This is a genomic window from Arthrobacter globiformis, assembly GCF_030817195.1.
Lineage (GTDB): Bacteria > Actinomycetota > Actinomycetes > Actinomycetales > Micrococcaceae > Arthrobacter > Arthrobacter globiformis_D.
Map to the genome: position 1 here is coordinate 604589 of NZ_JAUSYZ010000001.1, position 18026 is coordinate 622614.

The 18026-nt window shown below is 66.1% G+C and carries 18 protein-coding genes; 11 read left to right on the forward strand and 7 right to left on the reverse strand.

The features are described 5' to 3' along the window. Positions 1–15: 15 nt before the first annotated feature. The 4 genes from QF036_RS02765 to QF036_RS02780 all read right to left on the reverse strand — a co-directional run bounded on the left by QF036_RS02765 (position 16) and on the right by QF036_RS02780 (position 4429). Complete coding sequence (locus QF036_RS02765; protein ID WP_307099021.1) at positions 16–1224, reverse strand: Gfo/Idh/MocA family protein; 1209 nt, start codon at positions 1222–1224, stop codon at positions 16–18. Positions 1225–1297: 73 nt separating this feature from the next. Beyond that, entirely contained in the window at positions 1298–2200 is a 903-nt protein-coding gene (locus QF036_RS02770) for a carbohydrate ABC transporter permease (protein WP_307099023.1), read from the reverse strand. Beyond that, positions 2200–3102: a carbohydrate ABC transporter permease gene (locus QF036_RS02775; protein WP_307099025.1), complete on the reverse strand. Its 903-nt coding sequence runs from the start codon at positions 3100–3102 to the stop codon at positions 2200–2202. The genes QF036_RS02770 and QF036_RS02775 overlap by 1 nt, the downstream gene beginning before the upstream one ends. 4 nt (positions 3103–3106) lie before the next feature. Beyond that, a complete protein-coding gene (locus tag QF036_RS02780; protein ID WP_307099027.1) occupies positions 3107–4429 on the reverse strand; it encodes an extracellular solute-binding protein in 1323 nt (440 codons plus the stop codon). 279 nt (positions 4430–4708) lie between these two features. Between QF036_RS02780 and QF036_RS02785 the strand changes: the two genes are divergently transcribed. From QF036_RS02785 to QF036_RS02805, 5 genes are all read left to right on the forward strand, one after another. Continuing rightward, positions 4709–5794 (forward strand): LacI family DNA-binding transcriptional regulator, encoded by a 1086-nt coding sequence (locus tag QF036_RS02785; protein ID WP_307099029.1) that lies wholly within the window; start codon positions 4709–4711, stop codon positions 5792–5794. Between the two features lie 91 nt (positions 5795–5885). Next, positions 5886–7256, forward strand: coding sequence for a histidine kinase dimerization/phospho-acceptor domain-containing protein (locus QF036_RS02790; protein ID WP_307099031.1), 1371 nt, complete (start codon positions 5886–5888; stop codon positions 7254–7256). Positions 7257–7265: 9 nt separating this feature from the next. Continuing rightward, on the forward strand, positions 7266–8084 hold the full coding sequence (locus QF036_RS02795) for an HAD family hydrolase (protein WP_307099033.1): 819 nt from the start codon (positions 7266–7268) through the stop codon (positions 8082–8084). Between the two features lie 107 nt (positions 8085–8191). Continuing rightward, entirely contained in the window at positions 8192–8434 is a 243-nt protein-coding gene (locus tag QF036_RS02800; protein ID WP_307099034.1) for a hypothetical protein, read from the forward strand. Positions 8435–8457: 23 nt separating this feature from the next. Further along, positions 8458–9255, forward strand: a complete 798-nt coding sequence (locus QF036_RS02805; protein WP_307099036.1) for a glycerophosphodiester phosphodiesterase — start codon at positions 8458–8460, stop codon at positions 9253–9255. Between the two features lie 43 nt (positions 9256–9298). On the opposite strand, the gene QF036_RS02810 is transcribed toward QF036_RS02805, so the two are convergent. Next, entirely contained in the window at positions 9299–9745 is a 447-nt protein-coding gene (locus QF036_RS02810) for a hypothetical protein (RefSeq protein ID WP_307099038.1), read from the reverse strand. A 176-nt stretch (positions 9746–9921) separates the two neighbouring features. On the opposite strand from QF036_RS02810, the gene QF036_RS02815 reads away from it, so the two are divergent. Genes QF036_RS02815 through QF036_RS02825 form a run of 3 tightly spaced genes read left to right on the forward strand, consistent with a single transcriptional unit; the run spans position 9922 to position 13264 of the window. Further along, complete coding sequence (locus QF036_RS02815; RefSeq protein ID WP_307099040.1) at positions 9922–10149, forward strand: DUF6480 family protein; 228 nt, start codon at positions 9922–9924, stop codon at positions 10147–10149. Positions 10150–10177: 28 nt separating this feature from the next. Beyond that, positions 10178–12085: a thiamine pyrophosphate-requiring protein gene (locus QF036_RS02820; protein WP_307099041.1), complete on the forward strand. Its 1908-nt coding sequence runs from the start codon at positions 10178–10180 to the stop codon at positions 12083–12085. Between the two features lie 54 nt (positions 12086–12139). Further along, complete coding sequence (locus tag QF036_RS02825; protein ID WP_307099043.1) at positions 12140–13264, forward strand: glycerate kinase; 1125 nt, start codon at positions 12140–12142, stop codon at positions 13262–13264. A 2-nt stretch (positions 13265–13266) separates the two neighbouring features. Here the strand turns inward: QF036_RS02825 and QF036_RS02830 are convergent, their stop codons facing one another. Then, on the reverse strand, positions 13267–13764 hold the full coding sequence (locus QF036_RS02830) for a DUF6328 family protein (RefSeq protein WP_307099046.1): 498 nt from the start codon (positions 13762–13764) through the stop codon (positions 13267–13269). Between the two features lie 177 nt (positions 13765–13941). Between QF036_RS02830 and QF036_RS02835 the strand changes: the two genes are divergently transcribed. Together QF036_RS02835 and QF036_RS02840 are read left to right on the forward strand one after the other, a co-directional pair. Then, positions 13942–14841 carry an SDR family oxidoreductase gene (locus tag QF036_RS02835; protein ID WP_307099048.1) on the forward strand — a complete coding sequence of 300 codons (900 nt, stop codon included), beginning with the start codon at positions 13942–13944 and terminating at the stop codon, positions 14839–14841. 62 nt (positions 14842–14903) lie between these two features. Next, positions 14904–15452, forward strand: coding sequence for a hypothetical protein (locus QF036_RS02840; RefSeq protein WP_307099050.1), 549 nt, complete (start codon positions 14904–14906; stop codon positions 15450–15452). A gap of 105 nt (positions 15453–15557) precedes the next feature. Here QF036_RS02840 and QF036_RS02845 read toward each other — a convergent pair whose 3' ends face one another. Continuing rightward, the gene (locus QF036_RS02845; RefSeq protein ID WP_307099053.1) at positions 15558–16910 is read right to left on the reverse strand and encodes a uracil-xanthine permease family protein; all 1353 of its coding nucleotides are present in this window, start codon (positions 16908–16910) and stop codon (positions 15558–15560) included. Between the two features lie 299 nt (positions 16911–17209). Between QF036_RS02845 and QF036_RS02850 the strand changes: the two genes are divergently transcribed. After that, complete coding sequence (locus QF036_RS02850) at positions 17210–17815, forward strand: malonic semialdehyde reductase (protein WP_307099055.1); 606 nt, start codon at positions 17210–17212, stop codon at positions 17813–17815. Positions 17816–18026: the final 211 nt, after the last annotated feature.

An 18026-nucleotide genomic window follows, 5' to 3' on the forward strand; every position in this document is an offset into this window, starting at 1 on the left:
CTGCAGTCATGGGTCTCAGACTTTCTGCCATTGGCTGGAGTTGGCTGCGCTGGCCTCCACAGCGGCCAGTACGCGCTGGACCTGCAGGGCGTCCGCGAAGGACGGTTCCGGCTGAGTGCCATTTGCAAGCGCGTGAACGAGGTCGACCACCTGGTGAGTGAAGCCGTGCTCGTACCCGAGGCCGTGTCCGGTGGGCCACCAGTTGCCGACGTACGGATGCTCAGGTTCGGTGACGAAGATCCGGCGGAAGCCGGCGTCGGGTGATTCGGCTGCATCGTAGAAGGAGAGGGCGTTCATGTCCTCGAAGTCGAAGGCGAGGGAAGCCTTGGTGCCGTTCAGTTCCAGCCGCATCGCGTTCTTCCGCCCCAATGCGTAGCGGGTCGCCTCGAAGACGCCGACGGCGCCCCCTGCGGCAGCGCCGCCGTCGAACCTTGTGTCTTCAAAGCGGGCACTGAAGATGGCTGCGTCATCCACGGTGACGGCTCCGCGGGGTGCGTCCCGGCCGACGTCGCCGTGACCGCCCAGGCCCACCAGGTCCCCAGCCAGGGGCCGCTCGGGAACGAACGTCTCCAGAAGCGCGGAGACGCCGGTGATCCTCTGCCCCGTGATCCATTGGGCCGCGTCGATGCTGTGCGCTCCGATGTCCCCCAGTGATCCGGATCCGGACTTGCTCTTGTCCAGCCGCCACGTCATGGGTGCGTTCTCATCGGACAGCCAGTCCTGAAGGTACTGCGCGCGGACATGGCGGATGGTCCCCAGCCGGCCTTCGTCCACCATGCGCTTGGCAAGTGCCAGCGCCGGCGTGCGGCGGTAGCTGAATCCGCACATCGCAAAGACACCCCGCTTCGCTGCCGCCTCTGCCACAACGGTCATCCGCTCCGCCTCCTCGACGGAGTTGGCCAGCGGTTTTTCGCACAGCACGTGCTTGCCGGCCTCGAGGGCGGCGGCCGCGATCTCGGCGTGGGTATTGCCGGGCGTGCAGATATCGATCAGATCGATGTCGTCGCGTTCGATCAGCCGGCGCCAGTCTGTTTCGGCCGACTCCCAGCCGAGCTTGTCCGCGGCTGCCCTGACGCCGCTGGCATTTCGGCCGGCGACGGCGGTGAGCTGCGGCTGCAGGGGCAGGTCGAAGAACCGGGGCGCTGTTCGCCAGGCCTGTGAATGGGCGGCCCCCATGAAGGCGTAGCCCACCATGCCGACCCGCAGCGGCTTTGCGGTTGTCATCCAATGTCCTTTCGGTTGTTCGCTGGTTGAGGTTGTCGAAACCGGGCCTCGACAAGCTCGACCAGCGGCGTAGTTATTTGGTGAAACCGGCAGTCAGGCCGCTGATCAGCTGGCGCCGGGCCACGATGTACAGCACCAGGAGTGGCAGCGTGGCCAGCACTACCGAGGCGAGCACCGCGGGGATGTTGACGCTGAATTCGCCCTGGAACGTCCACAGCGAGAGCGGCAGCACCCGCGTGGCGGGGCTCTGGGTGAGGATCAGCGGGAACAGGAAGCCGTTCCAGACGTGCAGGGCGTTGTAGATACCCACGGTGATCACCGCGGGCTTGGTCATCGGCAGGGCCAGCCGCCACAGCATGGCCCAGTCCGAGCAGCCGTCCAGCCGCATCGACTCGAACAGCTCGTTGGGCACGTCCCGCATGAAGTTCGACAGGATGAGGACGGACACCGGAATGGCGAAGGCGATGGATGGCAGGATCAGGGCCAGCAGTGTGTCGTAGAGGTGGGCCCGGGTGATCATCCAGTAGATCGGGATGATGGTGGCGTGGAGCGGAATGGCCAGGCCCAGGAGGAACAGGTTGTTGGTCCAGTTCACGAACCGGCCTTTGCCTCGGACGATCGCGTATGCAGCCATGAACGAGACGAACAGTGCCGGAATGACCGTGCCCAGCGTGACCACGACGCTGTTCAGGAAGTACCGGGCAAAGTCGTTTTCCAACACCAGCTTGTAGTTGTCCAGTGTCGGTTCGGCAGGCGGAAGCATGGGGTTAGTGGCAAAGAATCCGGCCTGGTTCTTCAGGCTGGTGATCACCACGTAGTAGATGGGCAGGACGATCACCGCGAGCCAGAGCCAGCCGCCGAGGCCGCCGGGTAGGTTTGGCCGACGGCGGCCGGCGCGCCTGGAGTTCTGGCGCGGAGTGGCGTGGGTAAGGACCGGCGCCTCCGGAGCCGCGGGGAGCTGAGTTGTGGAAGCCATCAGGCTCCTTCCAATTGGCTGTCGTTCCGGTTCTTGCCGCCAAGGCGCTGCAGCAGCAGGGCCAGGCCCAGTCCGATGACGATCAGGATCACGCCCAGGGCGCTCGCCGCCCCCATGTCGTTGGCCTTGAAACCGGTCAGGTACATGTGCAGCGGCAGTAGCCGGGTGCTGTAGCCCGGGCCTCCGCCGGTGAGAACGAAAATCAGGTCAAAGTAAGCCAGGCTGCCCACCACCATGAGGGTGGAGGAGGTGATGATGGTGTACTTCAGCTGGGGCAGGGTGATGTTCAGGAACTGCCTGACCCGCCCCGCGCCGTCGATCTCCGCGGCCTCATACAGCGAGGTGGGGATCTGCCGCACGCCGCCTTGGTAGATGAGGGTGTGGAACGGGACGAACTGCCACGCGATGACGAAGACCACCACAAACAGGACGAGGTCGGAGTTACCCAGCCAGTCCTGGATCAGGAAGGGCACCTGGAGGCCCGGACCGAGACCGAAGTTCGGGTCCAGCAGCGCCTTGAAGGCAATGGCAACGGCGGCTGAAGAGAGCAGGAGCGGCAGGAAGTACAGGACGGCGAGCGCTGCCCGGTACTTCTGGCTTCCTGCAGTAAAGACGCCGAGCAGCAGGCTGATCGGAGCCTGGACGATGAACGAGAAGAACACGATCTTGGCGGTCACCAGCAGGGCGTTGCCGGTGACGGGGTCGGTGAATACCGTGGTCCAGCTGGCCAGGCCCTCAAGCCGGATCTCGCGCAGGCCGTCCCAGCTGGTGAAACTGAGGAAGACGACGCCGGCCAGCGGGACGACGGCGAACACCAGGAAGAAGACAAGGGCCGGCGCTGCCAGCCACCCCGACGGGCCCGTGTCGCGGACCCGCCGGCGGTCGGAACTCGTGATGGTCACGCTGTTACTTCCCGATCGTGGCGTTCATCGTGGCGACGAACTGCTCCGGGGTGATCTTCTTGAGGAAGATCTGGTCAAGGTTGGACAGCATCGCGTCGCCCTGCGCGGGGCTCAGCGCCTGGTCCCAGGAGAGTGTGAAGCTCGGCGCCTTCTTGGCCAGGCCGTAGACGAAGGTGAGGAAGTCCTTGTCGGGTGAAGCCTCGAGCTTGCTGTCGATGCCGTTGACTACCGGGACGGCGCCCGAGGCAATGAGGGCGTCCGTGTCGGCGTCAGTGAACATGCCATCCTTGACGTAATTGAGGGCGGCCTTCTTCTGCTCGTCGGTGGCCTTGGCGGAGATTGACCAGAAATTGGAAGGATTGCCCACCACGTTGGCGGGGTCGCCCTTGCCGCCTTCGACGGTGGGGAAGGTAGTGAAGCCGAGCTTGCCGCCGGTGACGAAGCTGCCTGCGTCCTTCTTCATGCCCTGGTAGATCCAGCCGCCCTGCAGGACCATGGCCGCCTTGCCCGTGTAGAGCAGGGCCTGGTCGGCGTTGCTGTCCGCGGCGATGGAGGAGAAGCCGTTCACGAAACCGCCGGCGTCCACCAGCTGCTGGATCTTGGTCAGCGCCTCGGTCACCGCGGGGTCCGACCACGCGTTGGGCTTGTCTGCTGCGATGTTCGCGAAGACCTCGGGACCGCCGATGCGCTCAACGAGGTACTCCAGCCACATGAGGTCCGGCCACTTGGACTGGCCGCCCAGGGAGAAGGGGGCGACGCCGGCCTCCTTGAATTTCGGCACAAGCGCCATCAGCTCGTCCCAAGTCTTTGGTGGCTGTGCGCCGACCTTGTCGAAGACTTCCTTGTTGTAGTACAGAACCACGGGCTGGACGTTGTTGTTCGGCAGGGCGTAGGTCTTGCCGTCGATCTCGCCGTTCTTCAGGACGGAAGGAAGGTAGCGATCCTTCACGTCGGGGTTCTCCTTGACGAAGGCCGAGAGGTCCTCCACCTGGCCCGCATCAACATAGGACTTCAGGACACCGCCGCCCCAGCCGTAGATAAAGGTAGGGCCTTCGCCGGCGCCGACGGCGGTGCGGACCTTGGTCTTGTAGGCATCGTTGGCGAAGAAATCCAGTTTGATGGACTGGTCGGAGTGTGCGCTGTTCCAGGCCTCGACGGATTTTTGCAGCACAGGCTGGTTTCCGCCCGTCAGGCCCCACATGGAGGCCGAACCGTCACCTGCCGCGGTGGATCCGGCCGGGCCGCTGGAGCCGCAGGCAGCCAGGCTCACAGAGAGGGTGGCTGCTGAGATTGCCATCGCGACCGAGCGCAACTTTCGAGTTGTCATCTAAACATTTCCATTCATCCATCGGGCTCGACGCTGATAGCCCGGCTTTGCGTATACGGGAGACCGCCTGGAATCAGGCCGCACTGCCCATGAACTGTTTGCTGAGACGTTCACCGCTGCTCCGAAATATTTCGATAAAATTTGCGGTGTGACATAAAACATAACGATGTGGCGGGGATGCGTCAAGGGCTTTCTTTTGTTTTAAAGCTTGATGGGGCGTTGACGAAAGCATTGGAAGCCTGCAGACTGAGGTCTCGAAATCTTTCGAAAAGGGAACGGATGTCCAGGATCGAATCTCAAGGCAAGCTGACGTTGGCGGCCGTGGCGCGGGAGGCGGGTGTCTCCACTCCCACTGTCTCCAAGGTGATCAACGGCAGGGACGACGTCTCTGCGGACACCCGTGCCAAAGTGCTGACCGCGCTGGCGCGGACCGGTTACAAGTCTCCGCTGCAGAACCGCCGGAACGCCTCGGGCCGGCAAATGGTCGAGGTGGTCATCGACAACCTGGAATCCGGCTATGCCGTAGAGGTGCTCAACGGCGTGCTGGAGTCCGCAGCCGTCTCGGACATCGAGGTCCTGCTGAACGTCACCGGCAAGCAGGGCGCATCAACCCTGACCCCGGAGCAGCGCGCCCAGCGGATCGTGGATGAAGGCCGCTGCGGCATGATCGTCGTGACATCAGCCTTCGGGGACGCCCAGCTGGATGCCTTTCACCGGCGGAAGATCCCCGTGGTGGTCATTGACCCCCTGAATCCGCCTCCGGGGGACGTGGTCAGCGTCGGTGCAAGCAACTGGGCGGGAGGAAAGGCCGCGACTTCCCACTTGCTGGAGCTTGGCCACCGCCGGATTGCCTTCCTTGGCGGCCCGGATACAGCCGAATGCAACCAGGCGCGGCTACACGGGTATATGGCGGCCATGCGCTCCGCCGGCGTGGGCGTCGAGGACGAGTATGTCCTGTCGGGTCATTTCCGGTCGGAACACGGCGCCAAGGGCATGAAGCACCTGCTTGGACTGGACCAGCCTCCCACCGCCATCTTCGCCGGCAGCGACAGCATTGCCCTGGGTGTGCTCGCCGAAGCGCGCCGGCAGGGGATCCGGGTGCCTGATGACATGAGCCTGGTCGGCTTCGACGGCACATACCAGGCCGAGGAGTCGGTGCCGCCGCTGACGTCGGTTTCGCAGCCGCTGCAGGAAATGGGTGCCACTGCCCTGCGCTTCGTCCTGCGCCAGATGCGGGGCGAGGTGCTGGATTCGCGAAGGGTGGAACTCGCCACCCAACTGGTGGTCAGGGAGTCCACCGCGCCGCCGCGGGAAGATGGGCCGCGGAAAAACCGGCTTCGTAAAGATGGGATTGTCTCGGGCTAGCCTCGGCTCGGCCGCCTCCTGCGGGTTAAGCTGTGACCAGTGCCCTTCAGGCAGCTGGAGGAAGTCGATCTGTGCCGGGGGGAACAGTCTGATGAGTCGTGTGAACGTGCCGGGTGACCCGCTTGACCTTCCTTCGGGCCACGGCTCCGGCAGTCCTTTGATCGACAGGATGGACGCCTTTCTTGGCGGCCTCGGGAGACGCGGCAAGGTGGTGATGAGCCAGCTGCCCCTTTCCGTCACGGTCGCGCTGGTGGTTGCCGCCACCGCCGTCTTTCACCCCGAATCGCTGGCCGATGCCGGCTTCCAGACCGCATTGCTGGCACACGCCGCACTTTTTGGCTTGAGCGTCGCCGTGCCCTGGAACAGACTTCCTGCGGGCGCATACGCGGTGATTCCGGTGCTGGACTGTGTGGCCATTGGATTCACACGGGAGACCGGCGGTTCCAACTTCAACGTCCTGAGCCTCCTGCTGGTCTTTCCTGTGACGTGGCTGGCCGTGGACCGCAACCGGGCCGGCGTCGTCCTTGCCGCGGGCGCTGCCCTCCTCAGCACCCTGCTGCCCGCGGCGGCTCTCGGAAATGTACCGACCCAGGCGTCGATGATCCGGACGATCTTCCTCCCGCTGGTCATGACTGCAATCGCAGTGACGGCCCACGTGGTGGCGGGCACGCTCTACCGCCAGCGTGAGACCCTGGTCAGGAAGGACGAAGCGCTCGCGGACACGGCCGCCGAGAGCATCCGCAGGCAGCAACTCCTTGACGCAGTGCTTTCCACGGTCAATGTTGGCGTGTGGGTCGTTGACCAGAACGGACGGAACGTGCTGACCAACAAAGCCTTGCAGACGGACGCGGCGCTGTCCGGACTGGCCCCGTCAGCCAACCAACCGCGGCTGTTCGAGGCTGACCGGACCACTTCGGTGCCACCGGAACGCTTCCCGACAGCGCGCGCCGCCGCCGGCGAGACGTTCACTGACGCGCTGTACTGGGCCGGTGAAAGCAAGGCCGGTGAAAGCAATGCCGGCGTGGACGAGGACATGCGCGCCTATTCGGTCACGGCCCGCACCATGAGCTCAGGGAACGGAGATCATGCAGGTGCGGTGATCACCTTCGCTGAGGTCACGGCGCTGATCCGTGCCCTGTCCGCCAAGGACAACTTCGTCGCCACCGTGTCCCATGAGCTCCGCACCCCGCTGACGTCCATCCTGGGCTACCTCGAACTGGTCCTGGATGAGCCCGGCCACGAAGACATCGAAGACGAGCTGAAGATAGTGCAGCGCAACGCCACTCACCTGCTCGGCCTTGTGAACGATCTGATCGCCGTCGCTTCGGAACGCGTGGAACTGAACCTGCAGGAAACCGACGTTGCCGGCCTGCTGGCAGGCGCCGTGGCTTCCGCGGGCGCCCATGCCAACGGCAGTGGTGTGGAACTGGTCCTCGAGGTCGAGTGCAGTCCGCCCACGTAAACTGGCAGCATGCGGTTGGTAGCGAGTGACATAGACGGAACGATCCTTGGGCACGACGGAAAAATCAGTGACCGCACCGTCCGTGCCTTCCACGCCTGCCGGAGGGCCGGCGTCGAACTCGTCTTTGTCACCGGCCGCCCGCCGCGCTGGCTGCACCCGCTCGAGGAGCAGCTGGGCCACACCGGCACCGTGATTTGTTCGAACGGCGCCGTGGTCTGGGACCTCGAAGCGGACAAGGTTGTCTCGGCGCAGACCATGGCCATCGACGACATCTTCGAAATCCGGCGGATCATCAAAAAGGTGCGCCCCACCGCCCTCTTCGCCGCCGAAACCCTCACCGGCTTCCACCTCGAGCCAGGCTTCATCGAAAACGGCTCAAGCGAACTGCTGTCCGAATTCACCCCTGCCCCGCTGGCCTCGACGCTCAGCGCGGAGGACGCCGTCGTCAAGTTCCTGGCCATCGTCCGCGAAGGCACGGCCGACGAGTTCCTCGCGGAGGTAAGTCCCGCCGTCGGGAGCCTCGCGTCGGTGACGCACTCGGCGCCCACCGTCGCCATGCTGGAGCTCGCCGTGCCCGGGATCAACAAGGCCGTTACGCTGGCCGAATACGCCGCCTCGCTGGGGATAGATGCCGCGGACGTTGTGGCGTTCGGCGACATGCCCAACGACATTGAGATGCTCCGCTGGGCCGGCCACGGCTACGCCATGGCCAGCGGGCATCCGGAGGCGATCCGGGCGGCCGGCCAGCAGGCGCCGCACTTCGACGACGACGGCGTGGCCCAGATTCTCGAGGAAAAGCTCGCCGCGCTGGGGCTTCAGCTGCCGTAAGCCAGGCGTCGCCCGGCTGTCACCGAACTCCCGGCTGGCGGCCAACCTGCGTTCATGTCCGCACCGTAGGGTGCGGCCTGTTGGGTGAGTGACCGATAGGGGACATCGTGGCCAGGAAAAAGAGCAAAACTGCGGCCGAGGCTCCGCTGCGTCCCGTTGAGCCGGCAGCGAACTGGTCGGCCCTGCGCGAGGGGGACCGGGTCAGTGTCCGGCTGGCGCTGGGGATTGAAACCGGCGGCCTAGTTTCGGCTGTCACTCCGGACCGCACCGTGGTGTGGGTGGATCTCGACGGCGGCCGCGGCCGCACGCTCCTGCACTGCAGCGACGGCGTGGAGATCCTGCCCGCCTGAGGGTGCTCCGTTAAGCTTCGGGGATGACGGGAACCCTGCCTTACTTCTCCGCTGCTGGGCCTGTGGCCTTAGCCCACCGCGGATTTTCGCGTGCCGGCCTGGAAAACTCCCTGGCGGCGTTCCGCGCGGCCGTCGAGCTTGGCTATTCCCACCTCGAAACGGATCTCCACACCACGTCCGACGGCGAGCTGTTCCTCTTCCACGATCTGACCCTGGACCGGGTCACGGACGGTCACGGCCGGATCCGTGACCTCACGGCAGACGAGGTGCGGCGCGTTCGCATCGGCGGGACGGAGCCTGTGCCCACGTTTGACGAACTTGTGGCGACATTTCCGAATACGCGCTTCAATCTCGAGGTCAAGGACTGGCACTCCGTCCCCAGCGTGGTGGCCGCGATAGAGCGCCACCAGGTCCATGACCGGGTGCTGATCGCCAGTTTCTCCGACCGCCGGCGCCGCGCGGTCCTGAAGCAGCTCAGCCGCAGGACGGCGTCGTCGGCGGGGAGGCAGGCCAACGCCCTCTTCCTGGTGCTGGGGCCGCTGCTGTCCGTTCGCGCGCTCAGGTCACCAGTGCGCGCCGTGCTGCGCCGGGCCCTGCGCGACGTCGACGCCCTGCAGGTGCCGGTCCGCTACCGGGCCATCCCCGTCATCACCCCGGGGTTTGTGCGCCGGGCGCATGAGCACGGGCTGTACGTGCACGCCTGGACCATCAACGACCCCGCCGAGATGCACCGGCTGCTCGACCTCGGCGTGGACGGGATCATCTCCGACCGCGCCGACCTGCTGAAGGAAGTCCTGCAGGCGCGCGGGCAGTGGGGCTAGGTATCCAGCCAGGCGCGCTCAGAACCTGGCCGCATCCCAGAACTTAGCCGCGTCCCAGACCGGTGCCCGGGTCCTGGTCCCCTTCGGAAGGATCTGCCCGCAGCTCCTCCGGATCCGGATCGGGGAGCCCCGCCGGGCCGGGGACGCCGCGCGCTGCTTCCGGCGCATCCGTGGCACCTGCCGCGCCGATGCCGCCGGACGTCGCTGGTCCGGCTGACTCGTCGGCTGACTCATCCGTGCCCGACGTGCCTTGGCCTCCGCTCGCCTCGGTGCCCGGGCCCTGCGGTGTGTAGGTGGTGCGGCCGCTTTGCTGCGGACCGAGGTCGTCATCCCCCGCGTTGGAACCTTCGCTGATGGAGGAGTGGACCTGGATGTCTTCGTCGGATGCTCCGGGCTCAGGAACGTGGGCGTCGTCCGTGGGATCGGACGTCTGCCCCAGGTCCTCCATCGCGTTTTCCGCTGCTTTGCCAATGCTGTCGCCGATTCCCATCAGTTTGCTCCTTAGATACGTTCCGGCCGGGGCCGGACTGTGCGGCATCTGACTGTTCCAGAATTATCAGCATGCTTACAATTAGTCCAGTGTTGCCGGACCCCCGGCCGCATGAGTCCGTCACCGAAGTCCGTCGCCATGCCGGCGTACCTGTTCCAAGGAGGACCGCAAAAACCATGAGCACCTACCATCCCGAAAATGACCCGGCCAATCCGGACCGGGACGCCGCCAGGACAGATGAAGCCAAAACAAAGGGCGCAGCCGGCGGGGACTCGGCCGCCACGCCCAACCCCGATCCCTTGGACGGTAACGTCACGGGACTTGAGCCCGGCGGGGGAGTGCCGCCCGGCGAGACGCCGCCCGCCGAAGACCAGATGAGCGGCGACCAGGGGCACGACGAATAAGTAGGACGACTATCGGAAGGAGTCGGCGATGGCTGACCGGCTGGTTGCCGACGTAATGGTGGAGCGCCTCAAAGCTTGGGGCGTTAACAGGGTCTTCGGCTACAGCGGGGACGGCATCAACGGCTTTATGGGCGCCCTGCGCCGCAGCACCGAGGGCCGCGGCGCGGGCGGCGCTGGCAGCACCAAGGGCAGCGGCACAGGCGGAGCCGACAGCATCAAGAGCAGCGCCGGCGTCGAATTCGTCCAGGCCCGGCACGAGGAAACAGCGGCGTTCATGGCCGTCGGGCACGCCAAGTACACCGGCAAGGTGGGTGTGGTGACGTCCACCCAGGGGCCGGGGGCCGTGCATCTCCTCAATGGACTCTACGACGCCAAGCTGGACAGCGTCCCCGTGGTGGCCATCATCGGCCAGCAGAGCCGCAGCGTGCTGGGGTCGGCCTACATGCAGGAAATCGACCTGCTCACGCTCTTCAAAGACGTGGCGGCCCAGTTCGCGCAAATGGTCAGCACCCCGGAGCAGCTTCCCATGGTGCTGGACCGCGCCTTCCGAACAGCCCTCGAAACCCGCACGCCGTGCGTCGTGATCGTGCCACACGACATCCAGAAGGCCCCGGCCCCAGAGCTCGAGCAGGGGCACGGCATCATCGTCACCGCGCCCGAATGGCAGCCCGCCCGGGTACTGCCCCACGATGATGACATGGCCAGGGCCGCCGAGGTGCTGGGAGCCGGCAGCAAGGTGGCGTTCCTGGTGGGCCAGGGCGCCAAGAACGCCCAGTCCGAGGTCATCGCCCTGGCCCAGCAACTGGATGCCGGCATCACCACCAGCCTCCTGGGCAAACCGTACATCGATGAGACACTGCCGTTCGCCGTGGGCACCATGGGGCATCTCGGTTCCACGGCCAGCGCGCACCTGATGGGGAACTGCGACACCCTCCTGATCATCGGCTCCAACGACCCGTGGACGGAGTTCTATCCGAAACCCGGCGCTGCCCGGGCCGTCCAGGTGGACATCGACGGCCGGAAGGTCGGAAACCGCTACCCCGTTGAAGTGGGCCTCGTGGGCGATGCCGCCGAAACCCTTGCCAGGCTCGCGGAGCTGCTGAACGGCGCCGGCGGGCAGCCAGGCGGGCAATTGGGCGGGCAGCCGGAGGCGGGGGCCCGCAAGCAGTGGCGGGCGGATGTGGAGGAACAGGTCCGCAGCTGGCGGTCTCTCACCGAGGAACGCTCCCGCGTTCCGGCCAAACCCGTCAACCCGGAGCTCGTGGTCCGCGAGCTCAGCGGCCGGCTGCCGCGCAACGCCCAGGTGAGTGTCGACGTCGGCAGTTGCGTTTACTGGTACGCCCGCCAGCTGACCCTCCCGGAGGGAGTGCCGGCGCACCTTTCGGGGACGCTCGCCAGCATGGGCTGCTCGGTTCCTTACGGGATCGCGGCCAAGCTGGCCCGGCCGGACAGGCCGGTGGTGGCCCTGGCCGGTGACGGTGCCATGCAGATGGCCGGCATCGCCGAGCTGGTCACCGTCGCACACCGCTGGCGGCAGTGGTCTGATCCGCGCTTCGTCGTGTGCGTCTTCAACAACCGCGATCTGGCGGAGGTCACGTGGGAGCAGCGGGAAACCGAAGCCGAGCCACGGTTCCCGGCCAGCCAGGAGATCCCGGACTTTCCCTATGCCGGATACGCGGAGCTGCTGGGGCTGACCGGCATTCGCGTTGACTCCCCCGAGCAGCTCGCCAGTGCGTGGGACCGGGCGTTCGCGGCGGAGCGCCCCGTGGTGATCGAGGTCCTGACCGACCCGGACGTGCCCCTCCTGCCGCCGTTCCCGGCGGGAGCGGAAAAGCTGGACGGCATGCGGTCCGTGCTGTCCGGGGAAGGCGAATCCGGGAAGGGTGCGGCCGCGCTGCTGGACACCTATGCGGGCCAGGAGGAGCCGCAAAGCTGACCGCATGACGGACCAGGCAAGCCCATTCCCTGGCGCTGATGGCAGGATAGGGACATGCGTATCCTCATCGCCCCTGACAAGTTCAAGGGATCACTCACCGCCGTCGAAGCCGCCGCCGCCATCGCCGAGGGTGCACTCCGTGTCTACCCGGACGCCGTGACCACCCAGTTTCCGATTGCCGACGGCGGCGAGGGAACCCTGGAAGCCGCCGTCGCCGCCGGCTACGAGGAGCGGATCAACGCCGTCGTTGGTCCCATCCTGGCCCCGATTGGCGCCGCCTGGGCCCTCCGGAAGGACAAGTCCGGGGCCACCACTGCAGTCATCGAGACCGCGCAGGCTTCCGGCCTGGCCCACATGGAGCCCACACCGGAGAACTCCCTGCGGGCGCACAGTTACGGCTGCGGCCAGCTCATTGCCGCTGCCTTGGACGCCGGTGCCACGGAAATCGTGCTGGGCGTCGGCGGCTCGGCCATGACCGACGGCGGCAGCGGCGCCCTGCGCGCGCTGGGCCTTAAGCCGCTCGACGCCGCGGGGAACGTGGTGCCGCTGGGCGGCGGTTCACTGGCCGACGCCGTATCCCTGGATGTCACCGAACTGGATCCGCGGCTGTCCGCCGTCAGGTTCCGGATCGCCGTCGATGTCCAGAGTCCGCTCTACGGCGCCACCGGCGCTGCGCACGTCTTTGGCCGCCAGAAGGGCGCCGACGACGACGCCATTGAGAAGCTCGACGCCGGCCTGCGAAACTGGGCCTCCCTCCTCCGGGAGGCGACGGGCCGGGATGTCAACCTTCCGGGCGCCGGCGCCGCCGGCGGTTTCCCGGCGTCGTTCCTGGCATTCACCCAGGCCACCCTGGAAGGCGGATTCGCGCTGGTTGCCGCGTTGACGGGGCTGGCCGAAAAGCTTGCCGACGCCGACTTGGTGATCACCGGCGAGGGCTCCATGGACTCCCAGTCGCTCACCGGCAAGGCGCCGATCGCGCTCGCGGAGGCCGCCCGGGAGCGCGGCATCCCCGTAGTCGCGGTGGCGGGGCGGATCCTGGTCACGCCGGAGGAACTGGCCGAACACGGCGTGGTGGCTGCGGCGCAGCTGCTGGACGTCGCACCCAGCCCGCAGGACGCCATCTCCGACGCCGGCAAATACCTCGCCTGGGCCACGCGCCAGGTGCTGGAAGGGGCCTGACGCTACTGCTCCTCCTTCTGGGCCTTCCGGTGCAGGTGCACGGGGACATAGGCCAGGAGGATGGCCAGCACGGCGAGCAGCACGCCGCCGGCGATGAGGCCCACCCTGCGGCCGGCCGTAACATCGAACACCAGCGCGGCGGTTCCCACGCTCAGGGCCGCCACGCCGCCGAGGGCGATTTTGGTGATGTTGTCCGCGCTGGCTACGAGCGTTGCCTTGAGCCGCTTCCGGAACAGCCGGCGGTGGACGCTGACCGGCAGGAGGATGAACGCCGTGGTCAGCGCGGCGAGGGCGACGTTGACGAGGTAGAGCGTGACCTGGAAATCATCGAGCGTTTCAAAACGCTGCTGGAACGGCAACGTCAGCAGGAAGCCGGCCAGGATCTGGACTCCGGTCTGCAGGACGCGCAGCTCCTGGATCAGTTCCATCCAGTTTCGGTCCAGCTGCTCCTCTCGGGTCTCGTTCCTGCCGCTGCCAGCCCAGGTGTCCGGATCGGTCATGAACCCTCCTCTGTCTGGCCCGCTGCGGGCGTGCTTGCTCCAAACCTAGGCTCAAGTCTGCCCTAATTCAATAAATGCTAAGTTTGCTGACTAATGTTTTATGAGGTGGTGGACTTGCTCCTCAAACCTGCGTTAGGTTCGAACAACCGGCAGCCCGACAACGTGAGCAGGTGGACAATGACCGACCCAGCAAAGCAGCCTGACCAGCCAGGCGATCCCCGGGGAACGTACCACTCCGGGCCCTTTCCCGAGCAGGAACAGAAGCAGCCGGGCCTGACCGCCCCCATGGATCCGCAGCCGGACCACGGCGAGCTGAGCTATGAGGGAAGCGGGGCGCTGGAGGGCAAAGCGGCGCTTATCACAGGCGGCGACTCCGGCATCGGCAAGGCGGTGGCCATCGCCTTCGCACGCGAGGGCGCCGACGTCGCCATTTCCTATCTGCCCGAAGAGGAGGACGACGCGCAGGACACTGCTGAATGGATCCGCAAGACCGGCCGGCGGGCACTGCTCCTCCCCGGTGACGGCAGGAACGAGGACTTCAGCACGGCGATCGTCGATGACGCTGTTACTGAATTCGGCCGGCTCGATGTGGTGGTGCTCAACGCCGCCTACCAAAAGAACCGCGAGAGCCTTGAGTCGCTGCCCACGGAGGAATTCGACCGCGTCTTCAAGACCAACCTGTACTCGCTGCTGTGGACTGCCCGGGCAGCGCTGCCGCACCTGAAGGCGGGTGCCTCAATTATCACCACGGCCTCCATCCAGGCATTCAATCCGTCTCCCGGGCTCATTGACTATGCCATGACCAAAGCGGCCCAGGTGGCCTTCACCAAAGCCCTCGCCCAGGAACTGGGACCCAAGGGAATCCGCGTCAACGCCGTGGCGCCCGGCCCCATCTGGACGCCGCTTATCCCCGCCACCGAGTGGCCGGACAAGCTGCCGAAATTCGGTCAGGACACCCCGCTGCAGCGTGCCGGGCAACCCGCCGAGCTTGCCCCCGCCTACGTTCTGCTGGCGTCCGACGCCGGTTCGTACATTTCCGGGGCGGTGGTTCCCGTCACCGGCGGCAAGGGCCTTTGAGTCTTCCCGTGATGCCAAAGCAATTCCCAGCCAAGCAATTTCCCCACAAGCAGGAGGAACAGATGAGCCAGGACAACCAGCATGCAGCCCCTGAAGAGGAAGTAGGAGGCTACGGCACACCCACCGCGGAGCAGGAAGCCGGCGGCCAGCAGTTTGCCCAGCCCCGGGAAGAGGAAGACTTCGACGCCGCGGGCCTGAACCAGAACAGCCCGGAAGGTGAGACCTTCCAGACCGGCACGCCGAACCTTAGCCACTTCGCCGAGGAGGATCAGGACAGCTCCGGCGAACCCGGGGCAGGACGCTTCGGCGGAACCGACGAACAGCTCCACGCCGAGAACGAAAGCAGCGTGGCGGGCTTTGACCCGGTCCCCGGTGAATCACCGCTGCCGCGCGATCCGGACGCCTCACCCGGTGCGGGCGCCGAGGACGGGGACACGGCCGTGCCCTCGGCGGACGCCGAAATCGACGAAGGCAACGCTGACGAATCCAGCGCCGGACAGTTCTCCTCGGAACCCGGACAGGACGCCGCGGGCATTCCGGACGGCAGCGGGGACGACCTGCCGAAGGAAAAGTCACCCAACGACGACGACGAAACGTTCGACGCCGGATAAGCGTTTTTGCACCACTTTCGAAACCGGCACGGCCGCGGCGCCCCTTCGAACAGGGGCGCCGCGGCCTTGCCATTGGGCCGGAGCCACGAAAGCGGTGCAGAAATGCTAGCGCTTCTTGGGCTGCCTCTTCGCTGCGGCGTTGATGGCCGCCTTGGCGGCGGGCGGCAGGCCCGGCTGCTCGGTCTCCGGCTCGGCAGCGGTGCCGCGCGCCCTCGCGATGGCCCTCATGCCGTGGTAGATCACCAGGGCTGCGGCGGACCCGAGCGCGATGCCCGTGAACTTCAGTTCCCCGACAGTCCAGGTGTAGTCCGCGATGCCGATGATGAGGGAGACCGCGGCCGTGGTCAGGTTGACCGGGTTCGAAAAGTTGACCTTGTTCTGGACCCAGATCTTCACACCGAGGATGCCGATCATGCCGTACAGCATGGTTGCCGCGCCCCCCAGCACGCCCGGCGGAACGGTGGCGATCAGTTCGCCGAACTTCGGCGAGAAGCTCAGCAGGATGGCGAAGATGCCGGCCACCCAGTAGGCAGCCGTGGAGTAGACCTTGGTGGCAGCCATGACGCCGATGTTTTCCGCATAGGTAGTGGTGCCTGAGCCGCCGCCGAAGCCGGCGAGCACCGTGGCGGCGCCGTCGGCCATCAGGGCACGGCCGGAGACCCCGTCCAGGTTCTGGCCGGTCATGGCGGACACGGACTTAACATGGCCGATGTTCTCCGCCACGAGGACCAGGACCACAGGAACGAACAGGCCCACGACGCCGAGGTGGAACTCCGGGGTCTGGAAGTGGGGGAGGCCCACCCACGGGGCGGCGTCCATCTTGGAATAGTCCACCTCGCCCCGGAGCATGGCCACGAGGTAGCCCACCACCACGCCCACCAGGATGCTGAGGCGGCCAAAGATCCCTCGGAACAGGACGCTCACCACAATGATGGTCACCAGCGTGATCAGTGCTGTCACGGGGGCGGCATCGAAGTTGTTCTTGGCGGCCGGAGCCAGGTTGAGCCCGATCAGGGCCACGATGGCGCCGGTGACAATCGGCGGCATCAGCCGGTTGATCCAGCCGGCGCCGAACTTCTGCACGATCGAGCCGATCACGGCGAGGCCGGCTCCGGCGAGCACCACGCCGCCCAGCGCCCCGGGTACGCCGAACTGCTGCTGGGACGCCGTGATGGGGGCGATGAACGCAAAGCTTGACCCGAGGTAGCTGGGAACGCGGCCCTGGGTGATCACGAGGAACAGGAGCGTGCCGATGCCGGAGAAGAGGAGGGTGGTGGCCGGCGGCATGCCGGTGATGATCGGCACCAGGAAGGTGGCGCCGAACATGGCCACGACGTGCTGCATTCCCACGCCGATGGTCAGTGGCCACGTGAGCCGTTCGCCGGGAGCCACCACTTCGCCCGGACGCACTGCCTTGCCGTTGCCGTGCAGCTTCCATTTGATTCCGAGCATGCTCATTGGCGGGGCCTTTCGGAGAGGGAGTTTGCCCGCTCGCCGGGCTGGATCTTCAGGAGCAAGAATACCCCGCCGGACGCGGGCACGAGAGGGCACTTTGCCAGCAGTGTGTCCAGCAAGCAGGCGCCCTGGTGTGTCAAACGTCACGCCGCCTGTTTGGTCGTTCCGGGAAGAGCGTGCCGCCGAATCCGGTTGAACCCGGAGAAAGCAAACTGAACCACCGTAAGTAACTGAACCACCGCAAGTAACAAGGATCGCCCGACGCCGCCCGCAGGGATGTCGGCCTAGTGAAAGGGGCGCGAATGACAATCGCCCACGAAGAAGCAGTAATCGATTCCGCCGCCGTGGATGCCATTTTTGCCGAAGCCCGCACCGCCAACGCGTTCACGGGTGAAGTCAGCGAGCAGCAGGCCCGCGCCATCTACGAACTGACCAAGTTCGGCCCCACGGCCTTCAACTCCCAGCCCCTGCGCGTCACCTATGTGCGCTCGGAGGAGGCCCGCGGCAAGCTCGTGGCCACCCTGTCCGCGGGCAACCGGGCCAAGACGGCCTCCGCACCCCTCGTGGCGATCCTCAGCTACGACACCGCCTGGCAGGAACAGTGGGACAACTTCCTCCCCGGCTACAACGCCCCCAAAGCCATGTACGACGCCGCCCCGGACCTGGCCACCTCGACGGGCAACAACAACGCCCACCTGCAGGCCGGCTACTTCATCCTGGCCGTCCGCTCGCTCGGCTTCGCGGCCGGCCCGATGACCGGTGCGGACTTCGCTGCCATCGACGCTGAATTCTTCCCGGCTGGCGACCAGAAGAGCTTCCTGGTGGTGAACATTGGCCAGCCCGGCCCCGAGGCCTGGGGTGACGCAAAGCCCAAGTTCGCTTACGAGGACGTCGTCCGCACGGTCTGAGCGTTTCGCGTGCTGCGCCACTGACTGGCCCCGGACACGGAATGCCTCCGGCAATATGGGGGACATTCCGGAGGCATTCGGGACAGTATTTCTGCAGTTCAGAACTGCAAGGCATGCTCCGGGCCAATTCCAATATTAGCCCTGTTTGGACTTCTTGGGCCGGTCCGTGCTGCCCCAACATGCGCCTGCGGCAGCAGCAGGAAAGCGCCGG